Origin of the sequence: Rhizobium sp. CB3090 (genome assembly GCF_029714285.1) — a bacterium.
In the GTDB taxonomy this organism is placed as follows: Bacteria; Pseudomonadota; Alphaproteobacteria; order Rhizobiales; family Rhizobiaceae; genus Rhizobium.
Window position 1 is genome coordinate 1,688,035 of record NZ_CP121662.1, and the last position, 15,885, is coordinate 1,703,919.

Annotated in this window: 17 protein-coding genes and 1 pseudogene; 7 read left to right on the forward strand and 11 right to left on the reverse strand. The window is 60.2% G+C overall.

The annotated features are described in order from the left end of the window. Positions 1–3: 3 nt before the first annotated feature. From QA646_RS08195 to QA646_RS08230, 8 genes are all read right to left on the reverse strand, one after another. Positions 4–528, reverse strand: a complete 525-nt coding sequence (locus QA646_RS08195; protein WP_283058564.1) for a GNAT family N-acetyltransferase — start codon at positions 526–528, stop codon at positions 4–6. Between the two features lie 6 nt (positions 529–534). Next, on the reverse strand, positions 535–1,863 hold the full coding sequence (locus tag QA646_RS08200; protein ID WP_283058565.1) for a Mur ligase family protein: 1,329 nt from the start codon (positions 1,861–1,863) through the stop codon (positions 535–537). Between the two features lie 174 nt (positions 1,864–2,037). Next, positions 2,038–2,799 carry an ABC transporter permease gene (locus QA646_RS08205; protein ID WP_283058567.1) on the reverse strand — a complete coding sequence of 254 codons (762 nt, stop codon included), beginning with the start codon at positions 2,797–2,799 and terminating at the stop codon, positions 2,038–2,040. After that, positions 2,796–3,722, reverse strand: coding sequence for an ABC transporter ATP-binding protein (locus QA646_RS08210; protein WP_283058568.1), 927 nt, complete (start codon positions 3,720–3,722; stop codon positions 2,796–2,798). The genes QA646_RS08205 and QA646_RS08210 overlap by 4 nt, the downstream gene beginning before the upstream one ends. Positions 3,723–4,126: 404 nt before the next feature. Beyond that, positions 4,127–4,381: a hypothetical protein gene (locus QA646_RS08215; protein WP_283058569.1), complete on the reverse strand. Its 255-nt coding sequence runs from the start codon at positions 4,379–4,381 to the stop codon at positions 4,127–4,129. 117 nt (positions 4,382–4,498) lie between these two features. Further along, positions 4,499–4,963, reverse strand: coding sequence for a DUF1801 domain-containing protein (locus QA646_RS08220; RefSeq protein WP_283058570.1), 465 nt, complete (start codon positions 4,961–4,963; stop codon positions 4,499–4,501). Positions 4,964–5,016: 53 nt separating this feature from the next. Beyond that, positions 5,017–5,484: a DUF1801 domain-containing protein gene (locus QA646_RS08225; protein ID WP_283058571.1), complete on the reverse strand. Its 468-nt coding sequence runs from the start codon at positions 5,482–5,484 to the stop codon at positions 5,017–5,019. A 70-nt stretch (positions 5,485–5,554) separates the two neighbouring features. Continuing rightward, positions 5,555–6,814: an extensin family protein gene (locus QA646_RS08230; protein WP_283058572.1), complete on the reverse strand. Its 1,260-nt coding sequence runs from the start codon at positions 6,812–6,814 to the stop codon at positions 5,555–5,557. Positions 6,815–7,046: 232 nt separating this feature from the next. Here QA646_RS08230 and QA646_RS08235 point away from each other — a divergent pair, with 232 nt between their 5' ends. Genes QA646_RS08235 through QA646_RS08250 form a run of 4 tightly spaced genes read left to right on the forward strand, consistent with a single transcriptional unit; the run spans position 7,047 to position 8,624 of the window. Next, complete coding sequence (locus QA646_RS08235) at positions 7,047–7,436, forward strand: acyl-CoA thioesterase (protein ID WP_283058573.1); 390 nt, start codon at positions 7,047–7,049, stop codon at positions 7,434–7,436. Positions 7,437–7,439: 3 nt separating this feature from the next. Next, positions 7,440–8,030 carry a hypothetical protein gene (locus QA646_RS08240; RefSeq protein WP_283058574.1) on the forward strand — a complete coding sequence of 197 codons (591 nt, stop codon included), beginning with the start codon at positions 7,440–7,442 and terminating at the stop codon, positions 8,028–8,030. Next, positions 8,011–8,187: a hypothetical protein gene (locus tag QA646_RS08245; protein WP_283058575.1), complete on the forward strand. Its 177-nt coding sequence runs from the start codon at positions 8,011–8,013 to the stop codon at positions 8,185–8,187. Before QA646_RS08240 ends, QA646_RS08245 begins: the two co-directional genes overlap by 20 nt. A 38-nt stretch (positions 8,188–8,225) precedes the next feature. After that, positions 8,226–8,624 (forward strand): tetratricopeptide repeat protein, encoded by a 399-nt coding sequence (locus QA646_RS08250; protein WP_283058577.1) that lies wholly within the window; start codon positions 8,226–8,228, stop codon positions 8,622–8,624. A 16-nt stretch (positions 8,625–8,640) separates the two neighbouring features. On the opposite strand, the gene QA646_RS08255 is transcribed toward QA646_RS08250, so the two are convergent. Beyond that, positions 8,641–9,576, reverse strand: a complete 936-nt coding sequence (locus QA646_RS08255) for a phytanoyl-CoA dioxygenase family protein (RefSeq protein ID WP_283058579.1) — start codon at positions 9,574–9,576, stop codon at positions 8,641–8,643. 149 nt (positions 9,577–9,725) lie between these two features. Between QA646_RS08255 and QA646_RS08260 the strand changes: the two genes are divergently transcribed. Beyond that, positions 9,726–10,310 (forward strand): hypothetical protein, encoded by a 585-nt coding sequence (locus tag QA646_RS08260; protein WP_283058580.1) that lies wholly within the window; start codon positions 9,726–9,728, stop codon positions 10,308–10,310. Positions 10,311–10,459: 149 nt separating this feature from the next. Here the strand turns inward: QA646_RS08260 and QA646_RS08265 are convergent, their stop codons facing one another. Continuing rightward, positions 10,460–11,710 carry an MFS transporter gene (locus QA646_RS08265; protein WP_283058581.1) on the reverse strand — a complete coding sequence of 417 codons (1,251 nt, stop codon included), beginning with the start codon at positions 11,708–11,710 and terminating at the stop codon, positions 10,460–10,462. Positions 11,711–11,999: 289 nt separating this feature from the next. Here QA646_RS08265 and uvrB point away from each other — a divergent pair. After that, positions 12,000–14,911, forward strand: a pseudogene (gene uvrB, locus QA646_RS08270) (excinuclease ABC subunit UvrB). 51 nt (positions 14,912–14,962) lie between these two features. Here uvrB and QA646_RS08275 read toward each other — a convergent pair. Then, positions 14,963–15,475 (reverse strand): DUF6428 family protein, encoded by a 513-nt coding sequence (locus tag QA646_RS08275; protein WP_283058583.1) that lies wholly within the window; start codon positions 15,473–15,475, stop codon positions 14,963–14,965. 42 nt (positions 15,476–15,517) lie between these two features. On the opposite strand from QA646_RS08275, the gene QA646_RS08280 reads away from it, so the two are divergent. Then, positions 15,518–15,871, forward strand: a complete 354-nt coding sequence (locus QA646_RS08280; RefSeq protein WP_283058584.1) for a metalloregulator ArsR/SmtB family transcription factor — start codon at positions 15,518–15,520, stop codon at positions 15,869–15,871. Positions 15,872–15,885: the final 14 nt, after the last annotated feature.

A 15,885-nucleotide genomic window follows, 5' to 3' on the forward strand; every position in this document is an offset into this window, starting at 1 on the left:
GCTTTACAGCAGCAACGACAAATCGTCCCAAACGAAGATGATGTTGTCCGATCGCCAAATCGGGCCGGGATCGATATAGCGTCCTGCTATCCGTCCGCCCAGCGACTGGTAAAACGCGATTGCCGGTTCATTGCCGGCAACGACGCTGAGGGAGGCGCCGGGATAGTGGAGAGCGGCGAGATGCTGCGCCAGTTCCCGCATCAGGCGACGGCCGAGACCCTGGCGTTTCAAGGAAGGAACGACGTAGAGGGATCGTATTTCCCCGCGCCCTTCGAAAACGGCGTGTGATGGCGCACCGACCGAACCGATGCCAACCAGCCGATCGTCTTGCTCCGCAAGCAGCACCAATTGGTCACGACGGGGCTCGGCCAATGTCGCCGCCCATCTGGCTTGTCGGTGAGCCTCATCAAGCTTGCGAAAAGCTTCGGGAGATGCCAGCGTCCGATAGGTTTCGCGCCAGACGGCGACATGCAGACTGGCCATCGCTGCCGCATCTTCGGGAAGAGCCGATCGAATGGTGATGTCCATCCTCGATCATCCGCCTTTCAACACGACGCTCCGCAGCGCTCCCACAAGATAGAGCGACCCGGTGGCGAGAACCCAGCCCTTATTCCGCGCCGCCATAGCCGCAGCACGATCCAACGCCTTTCGCGCATCGGGCTCGGATTCGCAGGTCATTCCCATGGAGGTTGCCAGTGCCTCCAGCTCACTCGCCGGATGAAACCGGCCGGAGCCACCCGCTTCCGTAAACAGCACATGGACAGCGTAACGAGACAGCACGGTCAAGAACCCATTTGCATCCTTGTCGACCCCCAGCGCAACAATGGCGGTACACTCGCCCCTGAACTCGCTGTCGCGGCTGATATCCCGCATAACGGCCTCGAGATTGAACGGAACATGCGCGCCATCCATCACTATCGGCACTGTTTGCGGAGCCGCGTTCGGTCTCGCGGGCAGTTCGAAGGCGAACCGTTCCATTCGTCCCGGCAGATGCGCGCTATCCCTAACCGCCTGATCAAGCAGCCATGCACCGATTGGAATGCCGGGCTGGGCACTGTCGCGCACGCGTTCGCCACGCTGCCCGAGGTAGTCGAGGACCAGACCAGCCAATGCGGCATTCCGGTCCGCTATCGCTGCGTCATCAGGAAAGTCGGTGCGCAATACCGGGCAACCGAGCTCGTCTGCGCGTTGCTGCAAAATCTGACCCGCAGCGTCAGAGACGGGAAGTGTCGTGGCAAGCGCCGCGCCGGGCTTCAGAATACCCACCTTCTCGCCGGCGATCGCCTCGCGCGTGCTACCAAGGATCTCCGTATGCTCGAGCTCGATATTGGTGACGACGGCAACCTCGCCAAAGACGACATTGGTGGAATCCAGCCGGCCGCCAAGCCCGACCTCCACGACCACCCAATCCAGACCGGCGTCTTGGAATGCAAGAAAGGCGGCCGCCGTGATAACGTCGAACCAGGTGGCATCTTCGCCGGCCGTCGCCTCCCGCTTTGCGGACTCGTAACTGTCCAGCGTCCGTTCCAATGCGCTCGCCAGCGCATCGTCTTCGACTGCTTGGCCCAACACGCTGATCCGCTCATTCACGCGGTCGACATGCGGCGAGCCGTAGCGACCAACCTTCCATCCGGCATGCAGCAATGCGGCCTCGATGAGCGCGGAAACGGAACCTTTGCCTTTGGTACCACCGACATGGATGGCACGAAAGCTTTTATGAGGATTGCCGAGCCTCTGCATCAGATCGAGAATCGGGTTCAGGCCGACACGCATCTCTCCGCGCGGCTTGCGCTCCCAATTTGTCAGCAAATCGAGGCGCGAGAGGACATCGGACAGAGAACGAGGCTGAGGATTTGTGGACATGGAACACCTGCAGCAAGGCTCGGATTGGTCGGCCAGACGCGCGGCTCGATCGCCATTTCATCCGCGCTTCCCCACGGGCTTGCTATCTTGCTTCGCAAGTTATGTGGACATCGAATGTATGAACCGCAGAGATGGCGATTGCAACCCGCGTGTTTGCGGGAAAGCGCCTATCAATCAGCTCCTTAACCGATATCCCGTCTTGAAGATCCACCCAAGGGTCGCCAGGCAGATCAACAGGAAAATGGTGATCATCGCGAGGCTCAGCGCCGGGTTGACGTCGGCAATGCCAAAGAAGCTCCAACGGAAACCGCTGACGAGATAGAGGACCGGATTGAGGTGACTGACGGCCTGCCAAAAGGGCGGCAGCATGTTGATGGAATAGAAGCTGCCACCAAGGAAGGTCAGCGGCGGCACGACCAGCATGGGAATGAGGTTGAGCTGCTCGAAATTCCCCGCCCAAATGCCGATCATGAAGCCGAACAGGCTGAAGGTCACCGCCGTCAGCACGAAGAACAGGACCATCATGAAGGGATGTTCGATGGTGATGTGCACGAAAAAATTCGCCGTCAGCAGGATGATCAGCCCGATCAGCATGCCCTTGGTCGCGGCGGCGCCGACATAGCCGAGAACGATTTCCGTCATGGCGACGGGTGCGGAAAGAACCTCATAGATCGTGCCGGTGAACTTCGGGAAATAGATGCCGAAGGAACCGTTGCTGATACACTGGCCGAGCAGCGTCAGCATGATGAGCCCCGGCGTGATGAAAGCGCCGTAGGAGACGCCTTCCACCAATTGGATGCGCGAACCGATCGCAGCGCCGAAGACGATGAAATAGAGTGAGGTGGAAATGACCGGCGAGACGACGCTCTGCAACAGCGTGCGGCGCGTGCGCGCCATCTCGAAGGCATAAATGGATTTGATCGCCTCGAAGTTCATTTGTCTTCTCCCACCAGCGATACGAAGATGTCTTCGAGCGAGCTCTGCCGCGTCGATAGGTCCTTGAAATGAATTCCCGCCGCCGCCAGACGCGACAGCAGGGCCGCGATGCTCGACTGCTCGTGTTCGGCATCGTAGTCGTAGATCAGCGTCGTGCCATTCGGCCCCAGCGACAAGCCATTGCCGTCGAGGTGATGCGGAACGGCCTCCAGCGGCGCCAGCAGATCGAGGATGAGCTGTTTGCGGCCGAGTTTGGCCATCAAGGCCTTCTTCTCTTCCACCAACAGCAGCTTGCCGTCATTGATGACACCGACACGGTCAGCAATCTCCTCGGCCTCCTCGATGTAATGCGTCGTCAGGATGATGGTGACGCCGGAAGCCCGCAGCCGCTCGACGACATGCCACATGTCCTTACGCAACGTCACGTCGACGCCCGCCGTAGGCTCGTCCAGGAAGAGGATCTCCGGCTCGTGCGACAACGCCTTGGCGATCAGGACACGCCGCTTCATGCCTCCGGAGAGCTGGCGCAGCATATTGTCCCTCTTGTCCCAGAGCGACAGGTCGCGCAGCACCTGCTCGATATGCTCGGGATTCGGTTTCTTGCCGTGCAGGCCGCGTGAAAAGCTGACTGTGTTCCAAACGGTCTCGAACTGATCGGTCGTCAGCTCCTGCGGCACAAGGCCGATCATAGTGCGCGTGGCGCGAAATTCCTTGACGACGTCGTGACCGCCGACGGTCACCGTGCCGCCGCTGGGATTGGTGATTCCGCAGACGATGGAGATCATCGTCGTCTTGCCGGCGCCATTCGGCCCGAGCAGTGCCAGTATCTCGCCCTTCTCGACGTCAAGATCAATGCCTTTCAGCGCCTGAAATCCGTTGGAATAGGTTTTGGTGAGATTACGGATAGAAATGATCGGGGCCATGATGGAGGCGAAGTCCGGCTTTTCTGGTTAGTTTTGCGGCGTTTGCCCGCTATATAGCCGGGTCTGAGGCTTTTATCACCCAGCCGAAATGAAACACTGTGTTCGCCTAAAGGAAAGAACCAGACCACAGGCTGTCATTAAACCGTGACCTTTCTCGGGCATATCTTCCCCAGGTGAGCAGCGACTGTCGCACTCCGCCCAACGCCTCTTGGCGACAGCGTCGCGCCGATGATATTTGCAGATTGATTGCCTTAGCATTCATATTGCATGCGCCATTGCGACATAGAATTCTTTTTCTGGGGCCAGCAAAGATCCCCTGTCGTTGCTGTGCGCCACTCCAGCCGGCCTCGGGCCGGCTTTTCTTTTGCCGGCAATCGAGATCCAACCACCGGGCGTCCCCCCAATTACCAGTTGCCGTTGACGCCGCAGCCTGCCGGCGGCAGGGTCTTGTTTTCGAAACGCGCCTTCAACATCTCGCAGCCCCTTTCACGGATCGGGCCTGGCATCATTGTGTTAAGGCCGATGCCGACCTCATCGAACGGATCGTCGGCATAGGCAACATAGGCATACCAGCGCCCGCCGATGACGAGAACGATCGCAATGAGTGCGGCGACCAAAGCCTTCCCCAGGCCTCTCTTCCTTCTCGGCGCTTCTTCCATAAAACAGCTCTCCCACTTTGACTGGCACAGTTATAGGGAAGTACAAGAATGCACGTAAATGCAACTTCTTGCCCACAGGATTCCGCAGCGAACCATTGCGATTTCTCGCAACGCTCCTCAAGCGCTTTTTGGTTTTTTCTGAGAGCGAACCGGGCGAGCGGCACGCGTCGCTGTATTCAATGCCACAGCGGCGCGAATAAGCGCCTTCAACGCCTCTTCATCGATCTCATCGCTCTCATGGAAATCGATGGCACGCCTGGTATTGCCTTCCATACTGGAGTTGAAGAGGCTCGAGGGATCCTCCAATGAGGCGCCTTTGGCGAAGGTCATCTTCACGACATTCTTGTAGGTCTCGCCGGTGCAGATGATACCGTCATGAGACCATACCGGAACCCCTCTCCACTTCCACTCCTCGATTACTTCCGGGTCTGCCTGGTGGATTAGGGTTCGGACCCGAGCGAGCGTCTCGCCCCGCCAGTCGCTCAGCTCCTTGATTCTGCCATCTATCAAAACAGAGGGAGAGTCCTCTGCCGTTTCTTCCTTCGGGTCACTCTTCGCCATACTTGTCGTCGCTTTCTTCATGGGTATCGTCCCGCTATCATTTGAGTTTCCAGCATACGCGTGCCGCACTGGCATTACATTCGTTCGCCGGGCAATTGGCTGGCTTGCCTTATCCAGGCGGCAAGCTGAGCTTCGTCGAGCAGATCGCCCTCATGGATGTTGAGATAGCGCGTGTCCTTGCTCTTGGAATCGCCCGGAGGGATGGGCGTGAGCGACATGCCACGGAAGAAGGCCACCTTGACGTATTTCGTGAAGCAATGGATGCCCAGGAACCAACCTTGACCTTCCATCCCATAAAGCGGCGAGTTCCATTTGACCGCCTTCTGCACATCCGGAACCGTGCGCTCGATGAGCGCGTCGAGGCGGCGACCGATGTCGCTCTTCCAGCCCGGCATGGCCGCGATATAGGCCTGCACAGGAGCATCCCCCTCGCCCTTGGCGATCTGCGGATTGCCGCCGGCAAGGAGGGTGGCACCTGCATTGCTCGGCTTAGCCGCCTTCCTTGCGACCTTCGTCGACGTGGTAGATGTCTTGTCAGCCAATGCGTTCACTCCACCGATAAACGAACAACTATCAAGATTACTTGATTTTGTTCGGACACCGCAATTCGCATCACAGGCTGCAGTAACGCTGCCCGCCCCTGCGATCCCTAAGGTCGAAGTGGAAATGGTTCCAGTGTTCAGGATTACTGCCCGGGCCGAGTACCGTGTCGAAATATTTGCAGCTATCGCTGCGCACCGCCTTCAGCAGCCGGCCCTCGCGGAAGGAGAACAGCCCCTTCTTGCGGACATCGATGACATGGCCGTTTTTCAGGATGAAGGTGCCGACATCGATGGCATTGCCATGGGCATGTTCCGACATCGGATTGTAGCGTTGCCGGCTATTGTTCATCCGGCGGCAAGAATAACCGCCAAGCGGTACGATCGTGCCGATGCCCGTCCAATAGCGTGTGCGGGCCGCCGGTGCCAATTCGTTCTTCACCCATTTTGCAAAGGCAAGCGTCACCTGACAGTTCAGTGTCACCGCCGGCTTGACGGCGATGTTGCCCGAAAGTCCGCTCAGGGAAACCGGATAAGGAACCTGGCAGGCCGGACCATCGGAAATCGGCGGCTTGTCGTTATAGACGACTCCCATGCGTTGCAACTCTTGCCGGCAGGCGATTTCCGAAGCAGGCATGGCGCCGCCGGGCGACGATTGCGGTGCCTCCTCCTGCTGTTCGATCCGTGGCATTGGATTGCCGACGCGCGGCAACATGGCGACCTGCATGTTCGATTGCTGGCGGCGGATCGGCGACTGATTGAGTTCAGCCTGTGCGGTCGGGCGTTGAATGATGGAGCGGTTGGCCTGCACCGGCGCGTCGGAGCCGATCCCGTCGACGACGGGCTGATCGGTTTCGCCCTCCGCAATATTCTGCCCTTCCTCCTGGGCCAGCCCCACGACCGGTCCGGACTGCGCTTCCTCGCTCGGTCCCACGCCGAGTTCCGCATCCATATTGACGCCCTGAGAGGGCACATCCGACTGCTGCGCCAGCCCCTCCTCGGCATCGGTGGTCGTCACGGCCTCCTTGGCGCCGCCCATCGGCAAACGGCCCTGTTTGGCAGCGGCAGACGCGGGCATCTGCGCAGCATTCTGACGCCTGCCGGAGAGATCATATGTGTTAGCGTAGTTGGCCGAGGCGGAATTAACGGGAGTTCGGTCACCTTGGTAGGTGAACTCTCTCTGCGGCATGCTGCGATGTGGCTTGATCGAGCCGACGCGGGCGCTGCTGTCGATGTTCGACGGTGGGACGAGGCTATCGGCCGTGCAGGCGACCAGCGCCGACGACATGAGCAGCGGCAGGACAGCCCGCCGCAGAAAGGACAAATACGCCATACTCCAGATCCGCTCCTGCTGCCCCAGCCACGGTCGGCAACTATTACGAATTTTAAATAAAAACGGTGAATGAATGCTTACCGCCCCACGAAAGCGGGCCTCGGGGATGGCCTGAAAAAGAGTGAGGCATTCGAAAGAGCTGTTGTCGAGCGCAGACGAAGCCTTTCCCATGAAGGCTCGATTGCGTAGGCTGAGCGCTGGAATCAAAGCCTTTGTCGATTGGAGCGAATGAATGAACGACAGCGTCAAACCGAGAGGCGAATTGACCTTGCGTACGCTGGCTATGCCGGCCGACGCCAATCCTGCCGGCGACATCTTCGGCGGCTGGGTCATGGCGCAGATGGACTTGGCGAGCGGAATTCGCGCGGCCGAGCGGGCGCGCGGTCGCGTCGTCACCGCCGCCGTCAAGGAAATGGCTTTCGAACTGCCGGTGAAGATCGGCGATACGCTGAGCGTCTTTACCTATATCGAACGAGTCGGTCGTACCTCGATCACGCTCATCGTCGAAGCTTGGGCTCACCGTTCGCGCTACGCCAAGTTAGAGAAGGTCACGGCCGGCACATTCATCATGGTAGCGCTCGACGAGAATGGCGCGCCGAAGCCGGTTCCCGCGGAGAGCTGATGGATGGAGGCTGCACGGGCGCCCGAGGTCTACGTCTATATCAGGACGGTCATGAGCATGGTCATCGGCCTCGCTCTTGCCCAGCTCCTGACACGCCTCGCCGGTTTCGTGCAATCGCCCGGCAAGCACCGCGTTTATCTGGTTCACCTCGGCTGGGTGCTATCGATGTTCCTGTTCATCATCCATTTCTGGTGGTGGGAATATCGGCTGCAGTCGGTCGCAGAAATCAATTTCGGCGTCTATCTTTTCCTCATCTGCTTCTGCTGCCTCTTCTATTTTCTCTGCGTGCTGCTGAACCCTCCTTCGATCGAGGATTATGGTGGTTTCGAAGAATATTTCATCTCGCGCCGCCGCTGGTTTTTCGGCCTGCTCGCCGTCACCTACGCCGTTGATCTCATCGACACGCTGCTGAAGGGCGAGACCTATTTCCGGTCGCTTGGCTGGGAGTATCCGATCCGCAATGTCGTTTATATCGTCCTCTGCATCATCGCCGCCATCACCGCAAATCGCCGTTTCCAGGCGGCGTTCGTGTCGATCGGGCTGATCTACCAGATTAGCTGGATCTTTCGGCTGTATGATGTGCTTCAAGGATAGAGAGGCAACGACCGCGGTCGCCTGGTTCCGCGCGGCCAAGGCCATGGGCCGCGATAATGAGCCCGATGACGATGAGGAGCGGAAGACCATCCGGATTTGGGATGACCGGATGAACGAAGTCGCCGCCAACCTTGCGCCGACGATCCGCTATGCTTAGGTCTTGCCGAACGGGAATCATGAATGGGAGATCACCGGATGCGGCTGAGACAGATAGGCTTCGGACTGACGCTGGCACTCTCGATCGCCTTCCAGGCCCATGCCGACGATGGGCAAACCGCCTACGACAAAGGCGACTATGCCAGCGCGCTTGCCCATTGGCAGCCGTTGGCAGACAAAGGCGATGCCGCGTCGCAGGATGGCCTCGGCAGTCTCTATGCGCTCGGAAAGGGCGTTCCGCAGGATTATGCCCAGGCTATCGCCTGGTTTGCCAAAGCCGCCGAGCAAGGCCTGCCCAAGGCGCAATTCCATCTCGGCTACGCTTATCTGCGCGGCGACGGCGTCACGAGAGATCGCAACGCGGCAATAGGCTGGTTCCGGAAAGCCGCTGCCCAAGGTTATACGCCGGCACAGAGCATCCTCGATCAGATGAATTGAGCCGGAGCGCTCGGGTTTAGAGCATGTCTCCCAAGCTCCAGTGATTGCCCCAGCGGGCGTCGATTTCGTCCTCGACATTCTGATAGCGGATGTCGGTCGAGAGGCGGAGACGGCGCTTCGGGTCGCGATTGGTCGTGGACGCATGGATCATATAGGGGCTGTGCAGCACGATATCGCCGGCCTCGTAATCGGCGGCGAGCCAGCGCGTATTGAAGCGCTCCGCCATATCGGGCAAATCTTTGGAAACCCAGCCGCCTTCGGTCATGTTCTTGTTGAACGCGCTGATGCGTTCCTCCGGCGAGAGTGACGCGCTCTTGGCCGCGAACTCCTTTTCCATGTCGGCGCCGATCCGGTGCGATCCCTCGAGATAGACGAGGCCGCCCATATCGACCGGAATGTCGCCGATCGGAATCCAGGCCGTGACGATGCGGCTCGTGCCGCCGCGCAGATAGACGAGATCGTAGTGTGCGGGGGTGACGACGCCGGTGTTCGGCCGGGTGAAACGCATGATCTTGCGCTTGTGCAGATAGGAGATGCCCTGCAGGAATTCGTCCATGAAGGAAGCCAGCCGCGGCTGCGTGCAGAAGCCCTCATAGGCCACCGAGCGCACCAGCGCCATCAGCCGCCTGTCGGCCAGCGCCTTGTCGGTCTCCCCGTCAGCGGCAAGGCCGATCATGGGATCCGAGCCGGGTTGCAGAAGTACGGTGTCCATCAGATGCCTGAACACCCAGGCGCGGAAATCGAGCACATCCTGCCGCTTCAGAAATCCCTTGAGCCAGAGATAGCCATGCTCCTGATATTGCTCGCGTAGCATCGCAATGTCGGTCGCGGCATCGGTCGGTTCGAGATAGCCGAAACGGTCCGGCGCCATAGACAGAATCTTGCCGTTCGCCTCCAGCGGCGCCAGCCCCCGCGCCGTTTCATCCAGTACCGAACGCAACGAACCCGACATATCATCCTCCCGAAACATGCCATTCGCCGGCAGTTTCCTAAGGCCGAACCGCTACGCGAATCATAGGATGAATGGCGACCGCTGCCTAGCGGCTTATGCCCGTTTCATCCCCGGAAAATGAGCGCCGCTCGTTCACAAAAATACAGGGATTGCTACATCAGCCGGAGACATGGAAGACTGCGCACATCGTCTCCTACACCATCCGCAAGGAATCGACCGCCGTGATCAAGACATCCGCAGCACTGCCCTCCTCGCTCCTTCCGTCGCTTCGCATGGGATTGTTGGCCGTCGCCTTCGTTCTGCCGCTCTCTCCTCTGCCTATGGCATCCGCGCAAGCCCAGAGCGGGCCTGGCTCCTGCTGGTCGCTGCTGCAAAGCAAGTTCGGTCCGCAGATCGAGAAGTCGGTGAACGAGGCGGACCCTTGTAAAAAATTGCCCGGTCTCGACCACAAGGAGAAGTTCGAGGTCAAATCGCTCGATCTCTGCGACGCTGCCGGCGGTGTGCAGATCAACGCACGCGCCGATCTCGCCTGTAAATCGCACGGCATCGTCCAGGCAACCGTCAAGGGGCAATTGGAAGCCTCGGTGACAGTCGATGTTGGAGCCTGCAAAATTACCGATTCGCATGTCGGCGTCAGCGGGCCGATCGGCGACCTGATATCCTCCGTCGGCGGAATACAGGAGCTTGCCCGCGGCTTTGCACAGGCGAAGATTTCCGAGATCTGCGGCAAATAGAGCACTTCCAGGAACGTGCGGTTTTCCGTCCGGAATGCGTAAAAACAAAGACATAGAACGGGAAAGCGATTTCGTGAAACGCTGAACTGCTCTGGGCTGGAGGCCGACGGCGATGAGCCGCCGGCCGTGCTCCGGCGAAGGCGCGGCGATCAGATCGGTATCGCGCTCTGGGGTTCCTCTGCCCTCTTATCGCCGAAGCGGATACCCTTCTTTTCGAAACCAAAACCGGAGAACAGCGCCACGATGACCGCGACGATGATCAACACGATCAGCAGCGCAAAGGCGTAGTCTCCGTTCCAACGCGCCGCCAGGCCCGCCTGGATCGTTGCATTGCCGGATGCGAGCAGGTTGCCGAGCTGATAGGCGAAGCCGGGGAATGTACCGCGCACTTCGTCTGGCGACAACTCGTTGAGATGCACCGGCACGATGCCCCAGGCGCCCTGCACGAAGAACTGCATCAGGAAGGCGCCGACGGCGAGCAGCACCGGCCCAGGCGCGTAGACCCATAGCGGGGCGACCGGGATTGCCAGCGCCGCAGCGATGACGATCGCCCGCCGCCGGCCGATGCGCTGCGACAAGGCCCCGAAAAACAAGCCGCCAATGATCGCGCCGATATTATAGACGATGGCAATGGCGCCGACCGTGTAGCTGCTATATTGCCGCTGCACTTCGAGGAAGGTCGGATAGAGATCCTGCGTGCCGTGGCTGAAGAAATTGAACGCGGTCATCAGCACCACCGCCCACAGGAACAGCGGAATGTTCCCGCGCAGCACGCTGACGAACGACTGTTGCGGCCTCCCCTGGCGCTCCAGGAAAGCCGGCGATTCCTCGACGTTGCGACGGATATAGAGCACCAGCAGCGCCGGCAGAGCGCCGACCATGAACATGCCCCGCCAGCCGATGATCGGGAACAGCAGGAAGAACACGATCGACGCCAGCAGATAGCCGGAGGGATAGCCGGCCTGCAGAATGCCGGAGATGATGCCGCGCGACTCCTCGGGCACAGTTTCCATTGTCAGCGACGCGCCGACGCCCCATTCGCCGCCCATGGCGATGCCGAAGAGCGCTCGCAATATCAGAAACATCGTGAGACCGGTCGAAAAGCCGGTGAGGAACTCGAAAATCGAGTAAAGCAGCACATCCACCATCAGCGTTGCCCGCCTGCCGTAGCGGTCGGCGGCGAGCCCGAAGACCAGCGCCCCGAGCGGCCGCATGGCAAGCGTCAGGAAGATCGCCACGGAGACCGTCGGAACGTCGGTATGGAACTCTTCGGCGATATGTTTGAGAACGAAGACCAATATGAAGAAATCGAAAGCATCCAGCGTCCAGCCGAGATAGGCGGCGATGACGGTGTTGCGTTGTTGTGGGGACAAAGAGCGTAAACTATCCAATGCTGACATCATGGTCCTCCGACCGGATGGCGGCGGCGAAGCGGGCAATTCCGGATGCCGTCGAAGCAGGGGGGGACCCGGCACTTCGCCGGGCAGGTTTGACGCTGCGGCGGGCCTTTCCTCCAGCGCTCGCGCATCGAGCCGGCGGATGTCTGGGGCAGCGTCCCGCCAACGCCTCGGCCATCTTTCGGTTCCATCACATTTTGCGTGATGACGAGGAGCGGAAAATCAACCATCCGTTTCCCTTTTGTACTCTTTCCCTCTTCACATCGACCGTGACTCCCTCCATATTCCGCCCATGGCAAAATCACCGAAAAACTCCCCCGCCCCGACCGGTTTCGAAGAGGCGCCGCAGGCCTCGTTTGAAGGTGCGCCGCTCAGCGGCAGCGTCGCCGATTGGGTGAAGCAGCTCGAAGCGGAGGCTGAGGCCACCAGCGTCGAAAGTCAGCGCGAGATCGCCTCCAAGGCGGGCAAGCATCGGAAGAAGGTGGAGATCGCGGCGTCGAAATCGGCGCGCGGCACGTCGATGGGCGGTTCGACCGACCCGAAAACACGGGCTGCCGCCGGGCTCAATCCGGTGGCTGGCATGGACACGACACTGGAGGACGCCGTCAATGCCGGGACGGCCGTCACCGCCACGGTCGAGGCGCTGTCGGCGCTGATCGAAAGCGGCAATCCGCTGCACAAGAACGGCAAGATCTGGACGCCGCACCGCCCTGCCCGCCCGGAGAAATCGGAAGGCGGCATCAGCATCCGTATGGCCTCGGAATATCAGCCGGCCGGCGACCAGCCGACGGCGATCCGCGACCTGGTGGAGGGCCTGGAAAACGGCGACCGCAGCCAGGTGCTGCTCGGCGTCACCGGCTCCGGCAAGACCTTCACCATGGCCAAGGTGATCGAGGCGACGCAACGACCGGCCGTCATCCTGGCGCCGAACAAGACACTGGCAGCGCAGCTCTATTCCGAGTTCAAGAACTTCTTTCCGGACAACGCCGTCGAGTATTTCGTCTCCTACTACGACTACTACCAGCCGGAAGCCTATGTGCCGCGCTCGGACACCTATATCGAGAAGGAATCCTCGATTAACGAGCAGATCGACCGCATGCGCCACTCGGCGACGCGTTCGCTGCTGGAACGCGACGATTGTATCATTGTCGCCTCCGTCTCCTGCATCTACGGTATCGGCTCGGTCGAGACCTATACGGCCATGACCTTCCAGATGAATGTCGGCGACCGCCTGGACCAGCGCCAGCTTCTGGCCGACCTCGTGGCGCAGCAATACAAGCGCCGGGACATGGATTTCATCCGTGGCTCCTTCCGCGTCCGAGGCGATACGATCGAAATCTTCCCGGCCCACTTGGAGGATGCCGCCTGGCGCATCTCCATGTTCGGCGACGAGATCGATGCCATCACCGAATTCGATCCCTTGACCGGGCAGAAGACCGGCGACCTGAAATCGGTGAAGATCTACGCCAATTCGCACTATGTCACGCCGCGCCCGACGCTGAACGGCGCCATCAAGGCGATCAAGGAGGAGCTGAGGCTCCGCCTCGCCGAGTTGGAAAAGGCCGGCCGCCTGCTGGAAGCGCAGCGCCTGGAGCAGCGCACGCGCTACGACGTAGAGATGCTGGAAGCCACCGGCTCCTGCCAGGGCATCGAGAACTATTCGCGCTATCTCACCGGCCGCAATCCCGGCGAACCGCCGCCGACGCTGTTCGAATATATCCCCGACAACGCCATCATCTTCATCGACGAAAGCCACGTCACCGTGCCGCAGATCGGCGGCATGTATCGCGGCGACTTCCGGCGCAAGGCGACGCTGGCTGAATACGGCTTCCGCCTCCCCTCCTGCATGGACAACCGGCCGCTGCGCTTCGAGGAATGGGACGCCATGCGCCCGGACACGATCGCGGTATCGGCGACGCCGGGCGGCTGGGAGATGGAACAATCCGGCGGCGTCTTTGCCGAACAGGTCATCCGCCCGACCGGCCTCATCGACCCACCGGTCGAAGTCCGCTCCGCCCGCACCCAGGTCGATGACGTGCTCGGCGAAATCCGCGAGACCGCCGCCAAGGGCTACCGCACCCTCTGCACCGTGCTGACCAAGCGCATGGCCGAGGACCTGACCGAATATCTGCATGAACAGGGCGTGCGCGTCCGCTACATGCACTCCGACATCGACACGCTGGAGCGCATCGAGATCATCCGCGATCTTCGCTTGGGTGCTTTCGACGTGCTCGTCGGCATCAACCTCTTGCGCGAAGGTCTCGACATTCCCGAATGCGGCTTCGTCGCCATCCTCGATGCCGACAAGGAAGGTTTTCTGCGCTCGGAAACGTCGCTGATCCAGACGATCGGCCGCGCGGCGCGTAACGTCGACGGCAAGGTCATCCTCTATGCCGATACCGTCACCGGCTCGATGCAGCGGGCGATGGACGAGACCAGCCGCCGCCGCGAAAAGCAGATGATCTATAACGAGGAAAACGGCATCACGCCGGAATCCGTGAAGGCGAAGATTTCTGACATCCTCGACAGCGTCTACGAGAAAGACCACGTCCGCGCCGACATCACCGGCGTCTCCGGCAAGGGCTTTGCCGACGGCGGCCACCTCGTCGGCAACAACCTGCAGGCCCATCTCAACGCGCTGGAAAAACAAATGCGCGACGCCGCCGCCGACCTCGATTTCGAAAAGGCCGCACGACTGCGCGACGAAATCAAGCGCCTCAAAGCCGCCGAACTCGCCGTCATGGACGATCCGATGGCCCGCGAGGAGGCGAAGAACATCGAAGGTTCAAGCAACCGAAAAAAGGCCGCCCCACCCACGGTCGACTCCCTCCCCCTGTGGGGAGGGTTGGGGAGGGGAAAAGCGACATCCACGGACCCAGCTACTTCGCCAAGCCCAACCTCGACGAAATGGGCCCGGGCAGCGACGCCGGCACGCCCCTCTTCCGCAAGAATACCGGCTCGGACGCCTTGTCCGGCACAGCCGGGCAAGATAGCGAGTCCGAGCAAGCAAGAACTCAAGGCTATTTCCGAAGGAATAGCCTTGACGAAATGACCGTCGGCAGGACGGAGAAGCCGATACTCGGCAAGGTGCCGGACAAGCCGATCATCCGCGCAAAGCCGGGTGTCGGGTCCTACGAGGATGCCGTGGACGAGAAGCAACGCAAGGGCCGGACGAAGGGAAAAACGGGACGGCCCGGTAGGTAGGCGGTTTCAGTTTTCTCGTGGCAACTTGCGGCTCACTGCTGTCACCCCGGACTACCCGCAGCACTTGGCTGCATTCGCCGATCTGCAGCAAGCCGCCACTTGCGCTTCTTCAGCCAACCACCGGTCACGTGGCTTGCAACTCGCCGCGCGTGGGACGAGTTCGACATATACCGCAGCATCGCTGATGACAGGAGCCGATGCGCAATAGAGCTGCATCGGCTGGACACCATCGCTTACCTCAAAGGTCAGCTTCGCCGAGCCATCAAGCTGAACATGCTCGGAAACCTTGCGGATGATGGCAGCGAACTTGCCTGCAGGCATATGGGTGCGGCCACTTTCCTCGATATCCCAGAGCTGTACGAAAATCTCGGCCCATGCTTCCGGATTGGCCCCGCAGTCCAGTGCTGAAAACTGCCCGGCCTTGACTTCGGTGACATGATAGCCCGGCTTCACCGCCCGCCCCTCATAGCGGAACACAAGGGGCAGATCGCGCGAAGCTGCCAAGGTCTCAAGCAAAAGACCGAGGTTAATATCCGACGAAAGGGCCTTGTCGATCGCGTTCATTTCAGGTACCCATCTTTTCAATATTTCAAGGATTATTGAATTATGGATGAACGTCAAGCCCTCGCTTCATTCGGTGCACTCTCTCAGGAGACCCGACTGCAGATCGTTCGTATGCTTGTTGTTGCCGGTCCCGATGGCATGTCGGCAGGAACAATTGCGGAAAGACTCGACGTATCGCCCTCGAACATCTCGTTTCATCTCAAGGAACTGGATCGGGCCGGCCTCGTCAGCCAACAGCGCGAAGCCCGCTCCATCATCTACACCGCCAATTACGATGCGCTCGGTGGCCTCGTGCGCTTCCTGATGGAAGATTGCTGCGGGGGCCGTCCCGAAATTTGCGCACCAACGGCCAAGGTTGCCGCCTGCTGCGCGCCTGCTGAGGAAAAAATTCAATGAACGTTCTGATTTGG

Coding starts and splice junctions, on each gene's coding strand:
- QA646_RS08195 (WP_283058564.1), bottom strand. CDS start 528: ATGGACATCACCATTCGATCGGCTCTTCCCGAAGATGCGGCAGCGATG.
- QA646_RS08205 (WP_283058567.1), bottom strand. CDS start 2,799: ATGAACTTCGAGGCGATCAAATCCATTTATGCCTTCGAGATGGCGCGC.
- QA646_RS08255 (WP_283058579.1), bottom strand. CDS start 9,576: ATGTCGGGTTCGTTGCGTTCGGTACTGGATGAAACGGCGCGGGGGCTG.
- QA646_RS08230 (WP_283058572.1), bottom strand. CDS start 6,814: ATGGCGTATTTGTCCTTTCTGCGGCGGGCTGTCCTGCCGCTGCTCATG.
- QA646_RS08280 (WP_283058584.1), top strand. CDS start 15,518: ATGGATGAACGTCAAGCCCTCGCTTCATTCGGTGCACTCTCTCAGGAG.
- QA646_RS08200 (WP_283058565.1), bottom strand. CDS start 1,863: ATGTCCACAAATCCTCAGCCTCGTTCTCTGTCCGATGTCCTCTCGCGC.
- QA646_RS08215 (WP_283058569.1), bottom strand. CDS start 4,381: ATGGAAGAAGCGCCGAGAAGGAAGAGAGGCCTGGGGAAGGCTTTGGTC.
- QA646_RS08250 (WP_283058577.1), top strand. CDS start 8,226: ATGCGGCTGAGACAGATAGGCTTCGGACTGACGCTGGCACTCTCGATC.
- QA646_RS08245 (WP_283058575.1), top strand. CDS start 8,011: ATGATGTGCTTCAAGGATAGAGAGGCAACGACCGCGGTCGCCTGGTTC.
- QA646_RS08210 (WP_283058568.1), bottom strand. CDS start 3,722: ATGGCCCCGATCATTTCTATCCGTAATCTCACCAAAACCTATTCCAAC.
- QA646_RS08235 (WP_283058573.1), top strand. CDS start 7,047: ATGAACGACAGCGTCAAACCGAGAGGCGAATTGACCTTGCGTACGCTG.
- QA646_RS08265 (WP_283058581.1), bottom strand. CDS start 11,710: ATGTCAGCATTGGATAGTTTACGCTCTTTGTCCCCACAACAACGCAAC.
- QA646_RS08275 (WP_283058583.1), bottom strand. CDS start 15,475: ATGAACGCGATCGACAAGGCCCTTTCGTCGGATATTAACCTCGGTCTT.
- QA646_RS08220 (WP_283058570.1), bottom strand. CDS start 4,963: ATGAAGAAAGCGACGACAAGTATGGCGAAGAGTGACCCGAAGGAAGAA.
- QA646_RS08240 (WP_283058574.1), top strand. CDS start 7,440: ATGGAGGCTGCACGGGCGCCCGAGGTCTACGTCTATATCAGGACGGTC.